This is a genomic window from Bartonella sp. B10834G3 (assembly GCF_016102505.1).
In the GTDB taxonomy this organism is placed as follows: Bacteria; Pseudomonadota; Alphaproteobacteria; order Rhizobiales; family Rhizobiaceae; genus Bartonella; species Bartonella choladocola.
The window spans coordinates 475,821-493,201 of the sequence record NZ_JACFOM010000001.1 but is presented as its reverse complement, the minus strand read 5'-3'; the positions used below and the strand labels follow the sequence as shown (position 1 = coordinate 493,201).

17 protein-coding genes are annotated in these 17,381 nt (G+C 43.9%); 3 read left to right on the top strand and 14 right to left on the bottom strand.

Annotated elements, in window-relative coordinates:
* Positions 1-92 precede the first annotated feature (92 nt).
* Positions 93-614 carry an Arc family DNA-binding protein gene (locus H3S94_RS02150; RefSeq protein WP_198240140.1) on the top strand — a complete coding sequence of 174 codons (522 nt, stop codon included), beginning with the start codon at positions 93-95 and terminating at the stop codon, positions 612-614.
* Positions 615-847: 233 nt separating this feature from the next.
* Here H3S94_RS02150 and H3S94_RS02145 read toward each other — a convergent pair whose 3' ends face one another.
* From H3S94_RS02145 to H3S94_RS02120, 7 genes are all read right to left on the bottom strand, one after another.
* Entirely contained in the window at positions 848-1,162 is a 315-nt protein-coding gene (locus tag H3S94_RS02145; protein WP_198240139.1) for a hypothetical protein, read from the bottom strand.
* A gap of 213 nt (positions 1,163-1,375) precedes the next feature.
* The gene (locus H3S94_RS11865) at positions 1,376-1,576 is read right to left on the bottom strand and encodes an AlpA family transcriptional regulator (protein ID WP_198241193.1); all 201 of its coding nucleotides are present in this window, start codon (positions 1,574-1,576) and stop codon (positions 1,376-1,378) included.
* Positions 1,577-1,769: 193 nt separating this feature from the next.
* Positions 1,770-2,972 carry a site-specific integrase gene (locus H3S94_RS02140; RefSeq protein ID WP_198240471.1) on the bottom strand — a complete coding sequence of 401 codons (1,203 nt, stop codon included), beginning with the start codon at positions 2,970-2,972 and terminating at the stop codon, positions 1,770-1,772.
* A gap of 555 nt (positions 2,973-3,527) precedes the next feature.
* Positions 3,528-4,739: an NnrS family protein gene (locus tag H3S94_RS02135; protein WP_077990764.1), complete on the bottom strand. Its 1,212-nt coding sequence runs from the start codon at positions 4,737-4,739 to the stop codon at positions 3,528-3,530.
* Positions 4,740-4,743: 4 nt separating this feature from the next.
* The gene (locus H3S94_RS02130; protein WP_198240138.1) at positions 4,744-5,475 is read right to left on the bottom strand and encodes an ABC transporter ATP-binding protein; all 732 of its coding nucleotides are present in this window, start codon (positions 5,473-5,475) and stop codon (positions 4,744-4,746) included.
* Positions 5,472-6,287 carry an ABC transporter permease gene (locus H3S94_RS02125; protein ID WP_198230587.1) on the bottom strand — a complete coding sequence of 272 codons (816 nt, stop codon included), beginning with the start codon at positions 6,285-6,287 and terminating at the stop codon, positions 5,472-5,474. Before H3S94_RS02125 ends, H3S94_RS02130 begins: the two co-directional genes overlap by 4 nt.
* The gene (locus H3S94_RS02120) at positions 6,287-7,273 is read right to left on the bottom strand and encodes an ABC transporter substrate-binding protein (RefSeq protein ID WP_077990769.1); all 987 of its coding nucleotides are present in this window, start codon (positions 7,271-7,273) and stop codon (positions 6,287-6,289) included. The genes H3S94_RS02125 and H3S94_RS02120 overlap by 1 nt, the downstream gene beginning before the upstream one ends.
* Positions 7,274-7,753: 480 nt before the next feature.
* On the opposite strand from H3S94_RS02120, the gene H3S94_RS02115 reads away from it, so the two are divergent.
* Positions 7,754-8,308: an ATP-binding cassette domain-containing protein gene (locus H3S94_RS02115; protein ID WP_198240137.1), complete on the top strand. Its 555-nt coding sequence runs from the start codon at positions 7,754-7,756 to the stop codon at positions 8,306-8,308.
* A gap of 341 nt (positions 8,309-8,649) precedes the next feature.
* Here the strand turns inward: H3S94_RS02115 and H3S94_RS02110 are convergent, their stop codons facing one another.
* From H3S94_RS02110 to H3S94_RS02100, 3 genes are all read right to left on the bottom strand, one after another.
* A complete protein-coding gene (locus H3S94_RS02110) occupies positions 8,650-9,000 on the bottom strand; it encodes an antibiotic biosynthesis monooxygenase (protein ID WP_198240136.1) in 351 nt (116 codons plus the stop codon).
* 649 nt (positions 9,001-9,649) lie between these two features.
* A complete protein-coding gene (locus H3S94_RS02105) occupies positions 9,650-10,558 on the bottom strand; it encodes a TIM barrel protein (protein WP_198240135.1) in 909 nt (302 codons plus the stop codon).
* A gap of 14 nt (positions 10,559-10,572) precedes the next feature.
* Positions 10,573-11,772 (bottom strand): mandelate racemase/muconate lactonizing enzyme family protein, encoded by a 1,200-nt coding sequence (locus H3S94_RS02100; protein WP_198240134.1) that lies wholly within the window; start codon positions 11,770-11,772, stop codon positions 10,573-10,575.
* 213 nt (positions 11,773-11,985) lie between these two features.
* Here H3S94_RS02100 and H3S94_RS02095 point away from each other — a divergent pair, with 213 nt between their 5' ends.
* Positions 11,986-12,774 carry an SDR family NAD(P)-dependent oxidoreductase gene (locus tag H3S94_RS02095; RefSeq protein ID WP_077990775.1) on the top strand — a complete coding sequence of 263 codons (789 nt, stop codon included), beginning with the start codon at positions 11,986-11,988 and terminating at the stop codon, positions 12,772-12,774.
* A 225-nt stretch (positions 12,775-12,999) separates the two neighbouring features.
* On the opposite strand, the gene H3S94_RS02090 is transcribed toward H3S94_RS02095, so the two are convergent.
* The 4 genes from H3S94_RS02090 to H3S94_RS02075 are packed head-to-tail and all read right to left on the bottom strand — an operon-like array spanning position 13,000 to position 17,250.
* Positions 13,000-13,761: an HpcH/HpaI aldolase/citrate lyase family protein gene (locus tag H3S94_RS02090; protein WP_246786391.1), complete on the bottom strand. Its 762-nt coding sequence runs from the start codon at positions 13,759-13,761 to the stop codon at positions 13,000-13,002.
* A complete protein-coding gene (gene iolD, locus H3S94_RS02085) occupies positions 13,761-15,608 on the bottom strand; it encodes a 3D-(3,5/4)-trihydroxycyclohexane-1,2-dione acylhydrolase (decyclizing) (protein WP_198240133.1) in 1,848 nt (615 codons plus the stop codon). Before iolD ends, H3S94_RS02090 begins: the two co-directional genes overlap by 1 nt.
* Positions 15,609-15,635: 27 nt before the next feature.
* Positions 15,636-16,412, bottom strand: coding sequence for an SDR family NAD(P)-dependent oxidoreductase (locus H3S94_RS02080; RefSeq protein WP_198240132.1), 777 nt, complete (start codon positions 16,410-16,412; stop codon positions 15,636-15,638).
* A gap of 7 nt (positions 16,413-16,419) precedes the next feature.
* The gene (locus tag H3S94_RS02075; protein WP_198240131.1) at positions 16,420-17,250 is read right to left on the bottom strand and encodes an amidohydrolase; all 831 of its coding nucleotides are present in this window, start codon (positions 17,248-17,250) and stop codon (positions 16,420-16,422) included.
* Positions 17,251-17,381 lie beyond the last annotated feature (131 nt).

Below are 17,381 nucleotides of genomic sequence, written 5' to 3'. Positions count from 1 at the left end.
TTGCACTCATTGATTACTAATGATTAACATTGATTAACTATGAGTGCAAGTTGCCTCTTGATTTTTTTTGTTGCAAGTTGCACTCATATCAAATGAAAAAGAAAAAAGACAAATTTCCTAGCCAAACAGCCGAACGCTTTCAGATAAGGTTACCTGATGGATTGCGTGATCGTATCAAAACCTACGCTGAAAAGCATGGTCGTTCAATGAACACGGAAATAGTGAGAATCTTAGAACGCGAATTTCCGGAGCCGATATACTATGAACAGCGACTTTCTGAACTGTTGACTATAATAAAATCTGCTTCATGTGATGATGATATTCATAAGTTCGTGGAGGAAGTTGAAGCGACAATTGGTGAAATTGATTCTGGGCGCATCATAGGGATATCACAAAAAGCAAAAAAACATCTTCATGATACTTTAGTAAAGCTCAGAGAAGATGAATACAAAAACGACGCTATTGACTATCAAAGTCAATTTGATGAAGAAGAATTAAACCTGATTAACCAAGGTTATAACCCATTTAAAATAGTTACTAATGAAGAAGTTTCTAAGATGAAGGAGCGGCAAGCACCTAGAAAAAAGTCGAAATCCGATGATGAGAAGACCTGAAGCCACCGAACGCAACGGCCATTATGAAATAGGTTCTATTTGTGTGTATTTATTGATGGTGGTTTAGATGCTCCCTCTTTGCCACATAGCGCCCTCTACAACACGTATGCCGCTGTTTCTTAGTACTACTTCCGGTGCACGGAAAAACCTACTAGAGCATCGGTTATTTCAGTATTAATAAAAAGCGCCGGTCGACATGACTAGCGCTCTATCTATTAATAACTTAAACTATTTTACTGTATGGTTTCGTCAAGTTTCCATCTTGGTGAGACATTTCCGTGTTCGTGATATGCTATTCCTCCCATCATAGCATAATCTATCATGGCTTCCCTCACTTCACGGTCGGCCTTAAACTTTCGGTTCAATGCCAATATAGCTGACCGAACACTATCCGTCAGATTTGCCCGTGGACCAATCTCGAAGGCAAGGAAAACCCCGATCTGTGGATTTCCCCCCATGAGATACCAATTTATATCACCAGCTTCTATCTCATTGACAAGGTGATCTATTTCCAGCGGCAATAAGCCCTGTTCCTGATTATCATTCATTCTTTGTTTTCCTATTCATAGTTTGTGCCGCACGGGATCGGGTGTTTCATTATCTTGCTTGGTTCGATAATACGCAAAGTGCCGCGGACGTGCGAATTGGTGCATCTATGTTTAAGATTGCTAACCATGATGAACACTTCATCATTATTTGCCGTTTCGCCTAAATAATTTGCAGCTTGGCCGAGTATGGTTTGGTGGTCCGTTGTATGTCTCTTATGCCGCTTGTGAATCTCGGCTTTGGCTCGCCTTCTCGATTACTGACTTAATGTCGGATTGTGTCCAGCGAGAGAGAGAACCGATCTTGATGGCTTTTGGAACAGTACCATCGGCAACACGTCTCCAAAACGTGGGGATGCTGACATGCAGCATCTTCGCACAGTCTTTAACGGTCAAAAGCGTTTCATTGTTATCCATCGTCATACCTATTCGTAGCGTTAATACGAGACTGACAATGATGATATTTGATGGATATGAAAAGCACTCAGAGACGCGCTCTGATATGCGGTTAAACGGATTTTCTTTGAAGTTTTATGCTCCAGCTTCACCGTCTTTTAATATGTTGGATATAGTAGGACATTTTATCCATCATTAACCTGTGCATAAATAGTCATAACGCGTTGGCAGTATCCTTGAACGCAACAACTGCTCCGGTCATTCCAGTGACATGTTGTGCCCATCGCTCCATCAAAGCACGACGTTGATCTATAAAATCAGTACGTCTGTAGGCGCGTTCGACGGTACCACCCACAACATGGCCTAAAATTGTTTCAGCAACATCATGGGGTGCATTCGTTGCTTCTGCCAGCCAATCCCTTAAACTTGATCTAAAGCCGTGCGGGCGGGCTTCCAAACCAGCCCGTTCCATAAGCTTGGACATAGTCATATCAGAAATAACCCCATGCCTGACACCAGCAAATAAAAAGCCATCCCTTGATATACGCCGCGCCTCATCAATTACTTTTAAAGCTTCTTTGGATAATGGCACCCGAAAATCATTGGTCGCATCTTTGCGTCCTTTCATGGCCTCGGCTGGTATCGTCCACACATCACCATCAATTTGATCTTCATGGATATGCCTTAAGGGATTAGAACGCACACCGGTCAGAATTAAAAGCTTCAAAGCTAAATGCGTTGCGCTCCCATCATTAAGGCTTGCGTAGAAGGCAGGCACATCTCGCCAATTCATTGCAGGTATGTTCCGAGGCTTATGTCTTGTCTTTCCCAATAACGCACGGGCTTTCATTGTGGCTTGCAAATCTACATCAAGCCCTAAAGCCGCAGCGTGTTTCAAACAGATATTTAAGCGGTTAAGTGCTTTTCGCGCTGTATCGGCTTTATCGTGCCAGATAGGGGCTAATGTGTCCCGTATATCCGTTTGATCTATATCAGACACCGGAACATTGCCAAGCTTTGGCAGGACATGGAGTTCAAGCGGCGTAAACCAGCGTCCCGCCTTGCCATCGCCTTTCAATTCGGCCTTGCGCGCTTCAAATGCATCAAGGGCAATTTCTCTCAGTACATGAAGGTTTCGCGCGGCGTCATGCTTCTGCTTGTCTCTTAGTTTGATAGGGTCTTGATTTGCCCTAACAGCCTTGCGCCACTGCTCTGCGGCCTGTCTTGCCTCTTTCAATGAAACATCTTGGATGGAACCAAGGCCCATCTCGCGCCGCCTTCCATGTATAGTAAAGCGCAAAACCCATTTGCCGTTTTCAAAACCTTTTTTTACCAACCATAGACCAGCACCATCGTTGTACTTGCCAGTATCAAGGTTTGAAACTTCTTTACTCGTGAGACGGTTCATCAAGCCCACAGTCATGATCTCCTAACGTCATGTTTCCAGTCCACCCGCCAGTCCACCTTTTGGACTGCGCTATAGTGATTAGGAATGAGTTACCATGACCACGAACGAAACACGTACATCAAATAAAGTCAATTACTTTGATATAAGATGAAAAAAGATGATTTATGATGAAATATCAATATGCTGCCGGCATGCGGCACCAATAAAATTTTCATAAGCATGTATTTTTATTGAATTTTTTTTATTTTCAATTTTTAAGATATTGATATTTTAGCCAAAAATGTAACACAAAATGTAACATATTTACAAAATACAACGGTAAAAATATAATAAAAACAATATTATATAAAAAATTATGCCGCCGGCATGCTGCACCAAAAATCGCAAATAAAACAACATATTAATTCTTATCCTGAATGGAGCGCGTCATAATAGAGCGCACTACGATTTTCCAGACGGATTCACACGTTTTTTAACACGGAAAAAGCGAACGAAAAATTCCTGTAGATCAAAAAGAAAATTCTTCCGGAGATGAAAATCGGCACAAATAAAAAAGCTCGGAAATCATTCAGGAAAGCTCACTTTTACGGGGTGTCCGAGGATTGGCAAATATCCCCACAGCCACAGCAAAAAAGCCACCGACCATAATGTTGCAGCCACAGCATAATGGGAGTTAATGAACGCGAATGCACTGCTTGTTTCAGGAAGAACCCGCGACGCCGCCGCAAATATAATAAATGCGATAGCCGCTTTCGATTGCCATGGTACGGCTATCAATTTTCGTCCTGAATGACGTAAACCGGCGATCGTGAATACACCCAGAACACCAAGTCCGAGTGTTACGATAGTCAATATATGTAATCCTGCATAAATTGATATGCTTTCGTTGAAACCGGAAAGACCGATAAGAAAAAAGCCCACACCCGCGCTGGTGTTTGCAAGCGCGAGACATAACACTTCAGCCTTGAAAGCAGCCTTACCGATAAACCATTCCGCTGTTCTGTCCATAAAACCTGCACTGGCAGCGAAAGCCAGATAATATTGCATTTGTGAAGATGGCAGGAAAAGCATTGAAAGAGCATATAAGACTGTTAAAAATGGCGACAGATTGCGTCTGCCCGGATGCGGGCGATAAGGGCTTGTTTCGCCTGAAGGATCCAATGAGAGATTTGTAACGACGGTGTTGATGCGCGAAATCGCCAAAGAGAACAAAACAACAAAAACAGAAATGATCGCCCATAAAAGACGAGACGAGAGTTCTGTTTCTTCCTGCCACCATGAAATTTTCAAAGTTGTTTCGAGTATGAAAAGGATGAGGAGCCATAACAGGAACGAAATGCTTTTCCATTTTTTTTTCAAAATAATTGGCAAGCCGACATAAGCGATCAACAAGGCTAAAAAGGCGCAATCAAATAGACTGCCCGTTATCATCAGGTAATCCGAACCGAAAAAACCGACAATGCGTCCGGGAAGCCATAATAAAAATAACCGGAAAAGTCTCATGCCATTTAACGGCTTGGTTTCTGTCCATTCGGCAACGGCCGAACACAGAAAGCCTGCAAGGGCAGCAGAGTAAAAGCCGAAAATCATTTCATGCGCATGCCATTGCTGGGGGAAGATATATCGTGTACCGGGATAGTCGAGTTGATAGACAATCACCCAGATAAACGGCATCAATACGGCATAACAGGCCGATACCGGAAAGAAAAGGAAAACGCCCTCTATAAAAAAGGGACTATGAGCAATCACTGCTCTGATCTTTTTGCCAAGCCCCATCGCGCTAATCCTTGTTCCTATAAAGAAGGTCGTAAAAATCCCGATCTTTGGCAAATTCTTCGCTCATATCGAATATTTCGCGTTCGCTCCTCTTTCCCGGTTCACCTTCAACATGTCTTTCAGCGACAATTGTTGCCGGATCGCCACCAACCAGTAACAGACGGTGAGCAATGCGCAATGCTTCGTGAAGATCATGGGTAACAAATAACGACGAAAAACCTTGGCCTTTTGCCTCTTCAATAACAATATCCTGAAGATTTCGCCGTAAGCCAATGTCAACTGCCGAAAACGGCTCGTCAAAAAAGATAATATCGGGATTGACAGCAAGAGCACGCGCGACTGCTGCGCGCTGGCGCATACCACCGGATAATGCGGCCGGATATTTTTCAAGATCTGTTATTTTTAAACCGACTTTTCTTGCGCAGTCCGACACGAGGTCATTTGTTTCGTCTCTCCGGCGTGAATGATTCAAACCATAGGCAATATTTTCATATGTCGTTTTCCAGGGTAACAATCTCGGTTCCTGAAAAACGATTGCCTGTTGCCGGAAACTTTTCTTGATCTCTCCTTTGTTAGGCGTCAACAGGCCTGCCGCTATCTGCAATATTGTCGTTTTTCCTGCTCCGGAAGCACCCAGAACAACCAATGTTTCATGGTCGTCGACGTGAATATTGACGTTTTCAAGAATACGTCTTCCGAGATAAGAAAACGCAATATCCTGCATTTCAATTCTCATCTTTTAACGCCCCAAGGGTCGGATGCATGCCGCCAGCTTTCAAAAAATTCCCGTATCGGATGAATAATGCCGAATTCGGTTACCAAAGCAAAACACACAATAATCAAAATGATCGCAGTAACTTCGGGTACATCGAAGGTACTACGTGCCTCGAAAAGTAAGCCTCCCAAGCCCCCCGAATAACTTAAAAGTTCGGCCATGACCGCAACTTTCCATGCACTTCCTGCCGAAAGCGACAAGGCGGGAAATATGAAAGATACCATTTGCGGAAACGTGATTGTACGAAATCGTTTCAATATGCCGATGTTGAAAGCACGCGCCATATCGTCGAGCGAACGGTCACGCGTGGCAATTGCTTCCACGCTATTGATAAAAATAAGCGGAAAGGACGCAACTGCAATCGTCATCACAACAGACCCGCCGCCGTTTTCAAACCATATGAGTGCAAGGACAATCCAGCCTATCGGTGGAACCCCTAATAGAATGATAATGATCGGACGCATCAGCCGGATCGCAGCAAATGAATAACCGCATAATACACCGCTTAGAATTCCGATTGAACCGGCTATCGCAAAGCCCATGAAGGAACGCTCGGCCGTTATTTTTGCCATTGCTATGAATTTGTCCGTTTGGACAAGCAAGATCATTGCTTGCAAAGTTTGTTGCGGAGAGGGGAGCACATAACTGCCATAAAGCTCATGCGCCAACTGCCAGACAGCGAAAAAACAGAAGCAACCGGCAAGCCCTGCAAAACCTCCCCAGAAATAGTTTCCAAGCGAAACAAGATGAGAAATGAGTCTGGTAGAGCGCATCAGGCATAAAATCCGTCGTCAGGTAGTTTTCCGCCTAGAATTGCGGAGTTTTGTTCGATGAGAACATTAAAAAATGTTTCAAGCGATGGTTTGACTTCTCTGGCATTATGGACAACAAGATGACTGAAAGCCACGGATGCGGCAATCAATCGTGGAGGGAAATCAAGCAAATCGCCAACCTGTTCGGCGGCTTTTTCGGGATCGGCCTTAATTCGTTCGAGCGCACTTGCCAAACATGCATTGAGTGCTGCTATTTTTTTTGTTCCTGCGTCCCCTTCAAAACCTTTGCCGGTAACAAGACCGGCTTGCGGAATGGCATCCGTCTTTGAAACTTTTTCCCAAAGTTTTTGAATATCAAGCGCACGAACAATTTTTTTAGGCGATGCAGCGCTCATAGAAATCACTGTGGATGCTGCAGGTTCGACAATGACTGCAGCATCAACACGCCCGATCATAAGAAGCGGCATGGCTTCGGGGAGGCTTCCCGTATATTGTATGTCGATTGCATCCGGCTTGATGTCATATGCTTTTAAAATTGCTTGCATAATGTAGTCGGGCATATCGTTTTTGAACGGTACAGCAAGTTTTTTCCCGACAAGATCCTGAAGTGTTTTGATATTGGATGCTTCCGGTGCGACGATGTAAAGAAGCCCGTCTGTCAGAATATTTGCCAATCTCACGTCAAGACCCTTATTATATAAATTCGCGCCGCTATAGCTTGGCAAAATAGCCATATTGACAGAACCGGAGCTTAAGCCTGCTCTGATCTGGTCGGGATTGTTCCAAACCTTGAATTGGCATCCGGGTAGCAAATCTTCCAACATGCCGGTTTTTACTGCATAAGCCGCGACGATAGAAGGACCCGCCGGAGGCCCCCATATTACCGGTTTTTTGTCTTCGGCAGCGGCAATAGCAGGAAATGCACAAATAGCGGGGAGAAGTGAAGCACCAATTAAAAAATGACGGCGTGTTTGAGTAAGCATCATCTACCTCTGGTAAAAATCATTCATTAACAATGGTCATATGAATTGGTCATGGGTGTTTGATTATGGCATAGAATTTAAGATGAGTTTATTCCTCAATTTTAAAAAATCAAAATGCTGCTTTCATTTCAGGCGAAAAAATATTTCCTGACAAGGCGAAATGTCGCTTTACTATAGCGCACTTCCTGAAATGATTATTATTAAAATGCTTTGTTGTTAGATTATTATCATGTAATGTTAAATTATATATTCGTTGTTTTTAGAATATATTGAATTGGAAAAATATTTTTAAAACAATATATGAGCGCTACGATCTTTCCGTCTGATTTTATATTTTGCTTCCATGTTGATTCTGGTTTTATAGATTGAGAATCTGTGAAAATTCGTCATTTATAGATAAAATACGACACATTGCGGTTGACAGTAAGTATTGCGGGAAAAATCATAACAAGTATATTCAAAACGTTGTATCGGTTATCTTACGTGCTAAATGGTGCCGGAAAAACAACATTTACGCGCACGATTATGGGAATTCTTCCGTTATCCAAAGGGCAAATATGGATTGATGGAAAAGATATGACGAACCAGCCGACCCATATGCGGGCGAGGATTGGCGTGGGCTATATGCCGGAAGATCGCCGTTTGATTCCTGAATTCAGCGTCGAAGAAAATATTCTTTTGCCTTTCGATGCCACTGGACAGAAACAACAGCCTGAACGCTTGAAATGGATATATGAACTCATGCCCGAAATTGCCCGTTTTGCAAACCGTAAGGCAATTACTCTTTCTGGAGGGCAACAAAAACTTGTTGCATCGGGACGTGCATTAATTATCGGGCGTTCATTATTATTGTTGGACGAACCTTTCGAGGGGGTTGCTCCGGCTTTGGCTCAACGATTGATTGAAGTGATTGCAGCCTTACGAACGGAAGGTTTGACAATTTTACTTTCCGAGGCCGATCATGTGCATTCCAGGAGCCTCCTTGATGATGTTTATGTTATCGAGCGTGGAAAAGTTGAAAAAAATATCAAACAATAAAAACGTTCAATAAAAACGTTGAAACTTAAATGACAAAAATCGTTCATTTTCCCGATTTTCAATCTGTTTTCATCGTATAGTTCGTAAAAAGATAAAAACAATTAGAAATCGTTATATTCAATCATTGTTCATTTGAATGGATATCAAAACGATGAATTTCAATTCAGGTCGGGCGTTGGATTGATATGCATGCACAGAACATCTGTTCTCATCTATTATGCTATCGGTTGTCACGTCGTCCCTTTAAAACCGGTTATAGATTTATCACCGGAGATAAAATAAATGATTGTTCGGCTTTGACCGTGGAAGGTCAATTAGAAAAACGAAATTGCATCAGTCAATCAATTTGTTGCTGTGACTTCTTTGTCAAAACAATAGTCCCGCTCGACTTTCGCAATGCGGATGATGTAACGGGAATAAAATATTTCCTTCCCTAATTTTTGAGCCAATTTGTGATCTACATTTGCTTTCCAGGCCTTCATACTGGCTTCGTCTTTCCAGAACGAGTTGGTAATCCCGAAGCCATCAGCACCGCGAACACTTTCAGCACCAAGACAACCCGGTTGCTGCAAGGCCAGTTTTTCCATGGCTATGGACATTTCCCCATAGCCATTGTCTCCCTCAGTCCTTTGTGACGAAAAGGCTACAATGTAATAGGGGGGTGGGGGTGTTATTGAAAAAGCTTTTGTCATTGCAATAAAGGTTCCGAATATAATTCCAATTCGAGCAGATTAGCTTAATTCACGTTTTATAACAGCGTTTTTAACGTTATCAGACAAATTCTTTTAGCGATCTTGCCATTGCCGAATGATAAAGTAAAAAGAACGTATAAATACTTGCGCTAATTATTTCACAACAATAGCTTTGTTCAATTTTTCAATGACAATAGTAAAAATAAAAACTAGTAAATTTTTTACTTTTTTATAGGAAAACTGAAAATACATAAAATAAAATTTAAAATTAAACAAACTCGATAAAATTGGAAAAAACAAATATATTTCTTTTTTAATACTATTTAATAGGGGTTAAAACTACATTTTTCGTGATATTTTCGCTGAAAAAATAATGAAATAACCGGTTATCTTATGCAACAAGAGTAAGCGAATGCATGCGGTTTTAAATAAGAAAAACCCGATAGGCGCAGATCAATTTTGAAGGTATTATGAATACGGTATTATAAATTTTATTATATAATATTACGAAATATCATTCGTCTCTATAAAAATCAAACAGTATAATTATAAAATAATATGGTTTTAAAATGAATATAATAAAATAAAATGGATAAAATAAAAGTTTTTCACCCATTTTTTAAATTTCTGTTATCATATCGGTGCATGGTTACGCTAAAGAAGAGCGGATATATTCCATGGACGTATTCAATCGTGAAGCGATGTTTTTATCATTTTGTACGTTCGGGGAAAATATTTCATGTGAAATATCACCTTTATATCCACGTTTCCGAAGCTCTTTAAGTTGCTGGATGTTGCTCATAATATCTTGAGGGTCGACAACGGTCCGGTCTTCATTGCGAATTGCATCAATAGGCAGGTTTTTATCGTCAACACCCGAAATATGGACAATTGCGGTCATATCGACAAAGTAATCCGGATCCTGTGCCAGAAAATGATGGAATGTGTCGTGAACCAGCCGGAAGACATCATTTCCGCCGACATCCGATATGGCTTGGAGTGCAGTTTTTTTGCGGCGCAGAGATGATTGTGTAAAACCTAGCGGCTCGATATATCCCATCACATTATGATCGTGAAATATTTTTGCCAATGCGTCGAGTGAATGTCGTAAACCGGCCGCTTTTTCTTCGCTACTTCTCTTGTCATCCGGCTCGACCGACGGGCAGCAAACCACGCCTTTAGCCCCCAATTGTTGTGCTGCGGCAGCAATTGTTATCGCTTTATTCTTTAATTCGTCGTTCCAAATATCCATCGGGTATAAGGCATTGACTGTTAAAACTTTGATGTTTGCGGATTGACAGGTTTTTGCAACCTGACCGATGTCTTTTGTGTTTTGTATTTCGCTACCGGCTATATCATTTCTAAGCTCGATATTGTCGATACCAAGGCTATGACATAAATCAAGATAATGACCGAGCGATAAATGCGGTGCTGTTATCCGGTTCAAGGCAAATTTCGGTAAAGTCGGCTGGTTGCTTTCGGCGAGGGATTGTTTGATGTAAAATGGATTGGCAATGGCCATGAGGCCGATAGATTTCAGGATCTGTCTTCTATTCATTTTAGGTCCCTCCGTCAAAGGTGACTGTTTCGCAAGATTGCATCTTTCCGGCGTTTTACATTTTCATGAAGAGATATTCCGAGCCCCGGTTTTTCAGGAGCATGAATGCTTCCGTTTTCAATCGGCGGCAGGCCGGAAACGAGTTCGGGATACCACGATGCCAGACTTGCTCTGACCACTTCTTGATAAATGGCTGTGGAAGCATGGAGCGCCAGATGAAGACCGGCAACCAGTGTAACCGGACCGGTACAATCATGCGGCGCAAAGGGTTTGCCATAGATTTCGGCAAGATAGGCTATTTTGCGCCCTTCGGTCAGGCCGCCGCACCATGCGAGATCAGCCATCACAATATCGGTGGCATTCGCCGACAGCATTTTTTGGAAACTTGCCGCTCCGCCGAGTGTTTCACTACCGCAGACCGGAACGCGCACCCGTTGCCGCAGATCTGCCAGCGCTTTGAAATTGTCCATTTTATTAATCGGGTCTTCAACCCAGAAGATATTGTAATCTTCCAAAGCGCGACAAATCCGCTCGGCTGCATATGAGCTCCACAAACTATGAAGTTCACACATGACTTCTATGCGATCACCGACCGCTTGCCGAATTTTTCTGAAAGGTTCCAATCCTTGCTTCAGTTCGGGCAAAGTGATGGTATTGCCACCTGTCACAGCAAAAATATCAAAAGGCCAAATTTTCATTGCACTATAACCTTCCGATAACAAGCTTTCTGCGAGCGCACCGGCATCTTTTGTAAAAGCTATCTGGTCGTCGGATGGACCGGCAGGAATTTCATTGCCACTTACCAAACGTCGGTTTACACCGCGCGAATTGAAGTCATAGCCGGCACAGGTATTATAAACGCGTATTTCGTTCCTGCTTTTTCCGCCTATCGCTTCATAAACCGGTATGCCGTGACGCTTGCCTGCAATATCCCATAGAGCAATATCGACAGCACTGGCCGCACGGATTTCAGCACCACTGCTGTTAAATCCGAGATAATAGCCCATCAACAAACGTGAAATTTCTTCTATATTTCTGGAATCTTTTCCAAGTATCTGGGGAGCAACGTGTTCATGAATCAGGGCTTCGACACTTTCAGCATTGCGGAAACTTTCTCCAAGACCGACAATGCCTTCATCGGTTGTGATTTCTACCCATATAAGTTTCGGGCGGTCGGCAATCCGGATTGTTTGAATGGACTGAATTTTGGACATAATAACTCTCCCATTGCAGCATGTTGAAACTTATAATCGAAAAAAGTCAATAATTATTTGTAAAAATGTGTTATATTATACAAATAATTTTTAAAAAAAGTTGTTATTACAATATGTTAAAAACAGGTATTTTACTAATTTATACAAATTAATGTTTGAAGCGCAATCGCTTCGTCCGTTGGTGTGAAAAAACAGAATTGAAGGAAGATGTAAATGAAAATTGAACTTAATGGTAAGCGGGCTATCGTAACCGGATCGACAAAAGGCATCGGTCTGGCCATCGCCAAAGGATTGGCGCTATCGGGCGCAGATGTCATCATTAATGGACGCAGTCGCGAAAGTGTCGAACATGCATCTGAAGAGTTGAAAAAAGCGACTGGAAAAGCTGTCCAGTCTTTTGTGGGCGATCTCTCTTTGGCGCAGGATTGCACAAAATTGACAGAGACTTTTCCGTCTGTCGATATATTGGTAAATAATCTTGGAATATTCGGCGAACGCGATTTTTATGACACAGGAGACGACGTTTGGGAGCAGTTTTTTGAAACCAATATTATGTCGGGTGTTCGCTTATCGCGCAATTTAACCCCGTCCATGATTAAAAAAGGATGGGGCAGGGTCATTTTTATTTCTTCGGAATCGGCCTTCAATATACCTTCGGAAATGATTCATTATGGTGTGACAAAAACGGCGCTTTTGGCTTTATCGCGCGGTTTGGCAAAAAGACTGGCAGGAACCGGCGTGACGGTGAATGCGGTTCTGCCAGGGCCAACATTATCAGATGGTATGATTGAACAGTTGCAGGATGACATCAAGAAGAACGGTAAAACACTGGATCAGGCAGCCCGTGATTACGTTATGCGCATGCGTCCAAGTTCAATTCTTCAACGTCCCACGACAACAGACGAGGTCGCCAATATGGTCGTCTATATCGCTTCGCAACAGGCCTCAGGAACGACAGGTGCATCTATACGTGTCGACGGCGGTGTGATTGACTCAATTTGATGTTCTATCATTGGAGCCATAATTAACTGCCAGTGCATGACTCAATGTTGACAGTTTACCGCATTGCCGGAGTTCAATATTTGAAATCGGCAAGGGGGTGAAATCATTGAAACCGGTAAGCAGGGTTAAATCATTGAAATCGGCAAAAGGGGTTAAATCAATGAAACCGGCAAAACGGAGTTGCCGGTTTCAATACAAAAATCAATAGTTTAAAACTCGATATATTCAGGCGCGGCAGGCTTTGACAAGTCCGGCTGTTTCGCGAGCAAGCAGCCAGGTATCGGCACCAACTGCAACAAAATCGGCACCTTCTGCAAAAAACTCGTGTGCAAGGGGAGCACCATATCCGAGCACACCGGCACCCTTTCCGTTGCTTTTAATGGTTCCCAATGCCTCTTTGATGACGCGTCTTACTTCAGGTGCATTCGCGTTACCCGTATATCCCATTGATGCTGAAAGATCACCGGGGCCAATGAAAATCGCATCAATGCCCTTAACGGCTGCGATTGCCGGAATATTGGCAATAGCCTGAGGTGTTTCAGCCTGCACAATAACGCAGATTTCTTCTTCGAGACGTTCGCGATATTGGCTATCTCTGCCATAGTCGGAAGCGCGGATAACTCCGGAAATGCCGCGTATACCGTGTGGCGGATACCTTGTCCATGAGACAACCGCTTTAGCCTGTTCGGGTGTATCGATCATGGGAAACATAATGGTTTTAACACCTATATCGAGAAGGCGTTTGGCATATGTCTGTGTGCTTTCGGGCGGGCGGACAATGACTGCGGTTGCATGTTCGGCCGCTCTTAGCTGATCGGCAACGCCTGCCACCTCATTGGGGGCATGTTCCATGTCGACCAGTACCCAGTCGGCTCCCGAACGGGCGCAAATTTCGGCAGATGCGGGTGAACACAGTGAAACCCATAATCCTATGAGCTTCTTTTTGTGCAAATTTGCTTTAAAACTATTTCCCGACTGCGTCATCATTATACCCCCTCGCGTTGCATTTTTCTTCCATCAACTTGCTCGGCTCTTGCATCACAAACTTCCTTGCGGTGGCTTATTTCCGGAACCCCGACATCCCAGAACGAGTCGCCGGGTGTCCATTTGTCAGCAGCAACCGGAACATGAATAAGACAACTTTTATCCTGTTTGCGTGCCCAGTCCAAAGCATCTTCGAGCTCGCTATAACTGTCAACCCGTCTTGTAGCAGCTCCCATAGCGGCAGCATGGGCAGCAAAGTCGACACCAAAGGGTTGCTTTACCTTACTTTCGGCGATCATGTTATTATAAGGAACATTACCTTTTCCCACCTGTAGGCGGCGGATAACTGCAAAACCTTCATTGTCGCAGACGATAACAATAATCTTGTGCCCTGTGAGGACGGAAGAATAGATATCCGAATTGGCCATCAGGTAAGAGCCGTCGCCAAGCATGACATAGACTTCACCTTTATTACGTGCCATCGCTGTTCCCCAACCCGCGCCGATTTCATAGCCCATCGTCGAGGAGCCCATCTCGCTGTCGAAGCCGTAACGTCCCTTGACATGCCAGCCTTTCAAGAGTTCGCCGACAATTCCGCCTGCGGATGAAACGACGGTGTCAAATTCATCCGATTGGGCATTAACGGCACCGACAACTTGTGCGTAAGTGAGGATTTCACCATTGTCAGGTTTTTGAAACTGCTCGACTTTTTCATACCATTTTCGAGTGGCATCCTGTCCTCGTTTCAGCCAGTCTTTATCAGCTTTCCAGGAGCCGAGCTTTTCCGAAATATCGGCTAGTGCTTCTTTAGCATCGCCGACGACGCCTTGTGCCTGATGTTTGACACTGTCAAAGCGCGTTGTATTGATTGAAACAAATTTCGCGTCGCGTGGAAAACACGTCCACGAGCCGGTGATGTAGTCTTGCAAACGTGTTCCAATGGCAATAATGCAGTCGGCATTTGCTGCCATCATATTTCCGGCATCGGAACCGGATACGCCGATCATTCCCATCAGATTTTGATGACCATGTATCAATGTTCCTTTGCCGGCGATTGTTTCTACAACCGGCAAATTGTATTTTTCGGCGAAGCTTTGCAAGTCCTGTTCGGCTTTTGAATAACGCACACCCCCGCCGGCAATGACAAGCGGACGTTCAGCTTTTTTAAGAGTTTCAACAGCCTGTTCTATGGATTTTTTGTCGGCGCGCAGGCGGTCTATGTGATGTATTTTTTTGGCAAAAAATGCTTCCGGATAGTCATAAGCCATTTCCTGAACATCCTGACATAATCCGATAAATGCCGGTCCGGCGGTGGCCGGATCAAGCATGGTTGATACAGCATGAGGCAGTGAAGAAATAATCTGGGATGGATAGGTTATGCGATCCCAATAACGTGTGAACGGTTTAAAACCGTCACTCACAGTTGCTGTTGCATCCTGAAAATTTTCGGTTTGTTGTAAAACCGGATCGGGTCGACGGGTTGCAAAAACATCGCCCGATAACAAAAGAACCGGCAATCTGTTCGAGTAGGCGGCAGCGGCTGCGGTCATCATATTCGACGAGCCAGGTCCAATCGACGAAAGCGCGATCATAATCTGGCGGCGGCGGTGCTCTTTTGCGTAAGCAATGGCGGCCATTGCCATCGACTGTTCATTCTGTCCACGCCAAACCGGAAGTCTGTCGCGATAGGGTTCCAGGGCCTCGCCAAGGCATGTCACATTGCCATGACCGAATATAGCAAAAATACCGGGAAATAGCGGCTTTTCAACGCCATCGTCGTCAATGAACTGATTGATAAGGTAGCGAACCAATGCTTGCGCCATTGTCAGGCGTATCGTTTTTTGAGTCATGTTTTCCTCCCGGTCATGGGTTGATGTTTATTTTTTGAGTATGAGATTTTGAACTGTTCTTCCGCCGTCTGCGTAAAGTGATTGTCCGGTCACGTAACTTGAAGCATCATCGAGCAGAAAAGCGATGGAGCTTGCAATCTCTTCGGGGTTACCGACACGGCCTAATGGCGTTCGGGAAAGGACTGAATCGAGTGCATCGGGACTTTCTTTAACGAGAGCGTCGAGAAGTGCCGTTCGTATTGTTCCGGGAGCCATCGCGTTCACGCGAATGCCATATGGAGCAAGCTCGACTGACATAACACGGGTCATTTGTGCAACCGCTCCCTTTGATGTCGCATAAGCCGTGTGGGTCGCGGTAGCAATGATCGCATTGACTGACGAAAGCAACACGACAGCATATGTACTATTGTCCTGACGCGGATGCTCTTTCCACAGACGCGCGCAGATCTGGGTAAATCTGAAAGAACCCAATACATTAATATCAAGAATGTTTTTGAATTCGTCGTCATTTAATGAAAAGAAATCATGGTGCCGATCAACGCCTGCGCTGGTTACAAGACCGTCCGGTATTCCGAATTTTTCAACGGCTTGCCCGATGATTGTTTCGATTTGTTTCCGGTTGGTTACATCGCAGGTTTCAAACGTTATGCGATCAAACTCCGCTTCCGATTGTGAAAAAGAGGCTTTTTGCAGATCAATAGCGAGAATTCTTGCACCACGTTTGGCGAGATATTTCGCGGTCGCTAGTCCAATGCCGCCGGCACCACCTGTAATAATATAGAATTTTCCGTCGAATGACATCATAAAGTCCTTAAGGTTTTGAAAAGCCGTAGAGGCGCATTGCATTTGAATAAAATAACTTTTCTGCCGCTTCCGGTGTGTCGGTAAGCCTCATTGTCAATTCAATGAGGGCCAAATCGTCGGGGGGCGGCTGTAAATTGGGATGCGGCCAATTGGATGCCCAAACCACCCGATCCGGTATATGGGAAACGAGCGTGCGCGCCAGAACCGTTACATCTTCATAATCGGGAGCGCCGGTTTTCGACGTTTCATAAAAGCCGGAAATCTTGACCCATCTGTTTTCGTTTTCGAGAAGGCGCAGAAGTGTTTGGAATTCATCCGAATGAACTTTAACGGGGGGGATAAATTTGCCTACGTGATCGATGACGAGCGGACAGGCAATTTGTGAAATGATGTCCCGATATTGCGGCAGTTTTCTTCCGTCCATTTGCAAATGAAGCTGCCAGCCTATATCCGCCAGACGTTTTGATAATTCTACCAGTTCACTCCATTGCAATAACGGGTCAAACAGCATAAAGGCTCTTAAACCGCGAACGCCTTTCTTATCGAGATCCTGCCATAATTTTTTAGGCGCATCGGCTTTTGTAACCGCAATAGCGCAAGCGCGCTTCAATCCAAGCGCTTCAACGCCGTGAAGCATCACCGAATTATCGGTGCCATAGAGCATTGATTGCACAACAGCTACTTTTTCAATATTCAGTTCCGCCATTTTTTGTTGATAGGAATTAACGTCGGCGACGGGAACTTTAAATGGCGTTGTCGCCGTGTTAGCGACAGTATTATAAAAGTGCATATGTGCATCAAAAAGACGAGGTGGTAAGAATTTGTTATTATCAAGCATCAAATTTACTGGGAGTTGATGCCATTATCGAACATCTGTATTCCCGCTCCCCATTATGGTTTTACTGACAGTTTCACCTGAACTATATAAAAGCCTATCTATAGTTTTAGTCAATATTAATTTTAAAAAAG

Coding starts and splice junctions, on each gene's coding strand:
- H3S94_RS02075 (WP_198240131.1), bottom strand. CDS start 17,250: ATGCTTGATAATAACAAATTCTTACCACCTCGTCTTTTTGATGCACAT.
- H3S94_RS02080 (WP_198240132.1), bottom strand. CDS start 16,412: ATGATGTCATTCGACGGAAAATTCTATATTATTACAGGTGGTGCCGGC.
- H3S94_RS02095 (WP_077990775.1), top strand. CDS start 11,986: ATGAAAATTGAACTTAATGGTAAGCGGGCTATCGTAACCGGATCGACA.
- H3S94_RS11865 (WP_198241193.1), bottom strand. CDS start 1,576: ATGGATAACAATGAAACGCTTTTGACCGTTAAAGACTGTGCGAAGATG.
- H3S94_RS02125 (WP_198230587.1), bottom strand. CDS start 6,287: ATGCGCTCTACCAGACTCATTTCTCATCTTGTTTCGCTTGGAAACTAT.
- H3S94_RS02145 (WP_198240139.1), bottom strand. CDS start 1,162: ATGAATGATAATCAGGAACAGGGCTTATTGCCGCTGGAAATAGATCAC.
- H3S94_RS02135 (WP_077990764.1), bottom strand. CDS start 4,739: ATGGGGCTTGGCAAAAAGATCAGAGCAGTGATTGCTCATAGTCCCTTT.
- H3S94_RS02100 (WP_198240134.1), bottom strand. CDS start 11,772: ATGTCCAAAATTCAGTCCATTCAAACAATCCGGATTGCCGACCGCCCG.
- iolD (WP_198240133.1), bottom strand. CDS start 15,608: ATGACTCAAAAAACGATACGCCTGACAATGGCGCAAGCATTGGTTCGC.
- H3S94_RS02105 (WP_198240135.1), bottom strand. CDS start 10,558: ATGAATAGAAGACAGATCCTGAAATCTATCGGCCTCATGGCCATTGCC.
- H3S94_RS02130 (WP_198240138.1), bottom strand. CDS start 5,475: ATGAGAATTGAAATGCAGGATATTGCGTTTTCTTATCTCGGAAGACGT.
- H3S94_RS02150 (WP_198240140.1), top strand. CDS start 93: ATGAAAAAGAAAAAAGACAAATTTCCTAGCCAAACAGCCGAACGCTTT.
- H3S94_RS02120 (WP_077990769.1), bottom strand. CDS start 7,273: ATGATGCTTACTCAAACACGCCGTCATTTTTTAATTGGTGCTTCACTT.
- H3S94_RS02090 (WP_246786391.1), bottom strand. CDS start 13,761: ATGATGACGCAGTCGGGAAATAGTTTTAAAGCAAATTTGCACAAAAAG.
- H3S94_RS02110 (WP_198240136.1), bottom strand. CDS start 9,000: ATGACAAAAGCTTTTTCAATAACACCCCCACCCCCCTATTACATTGTA.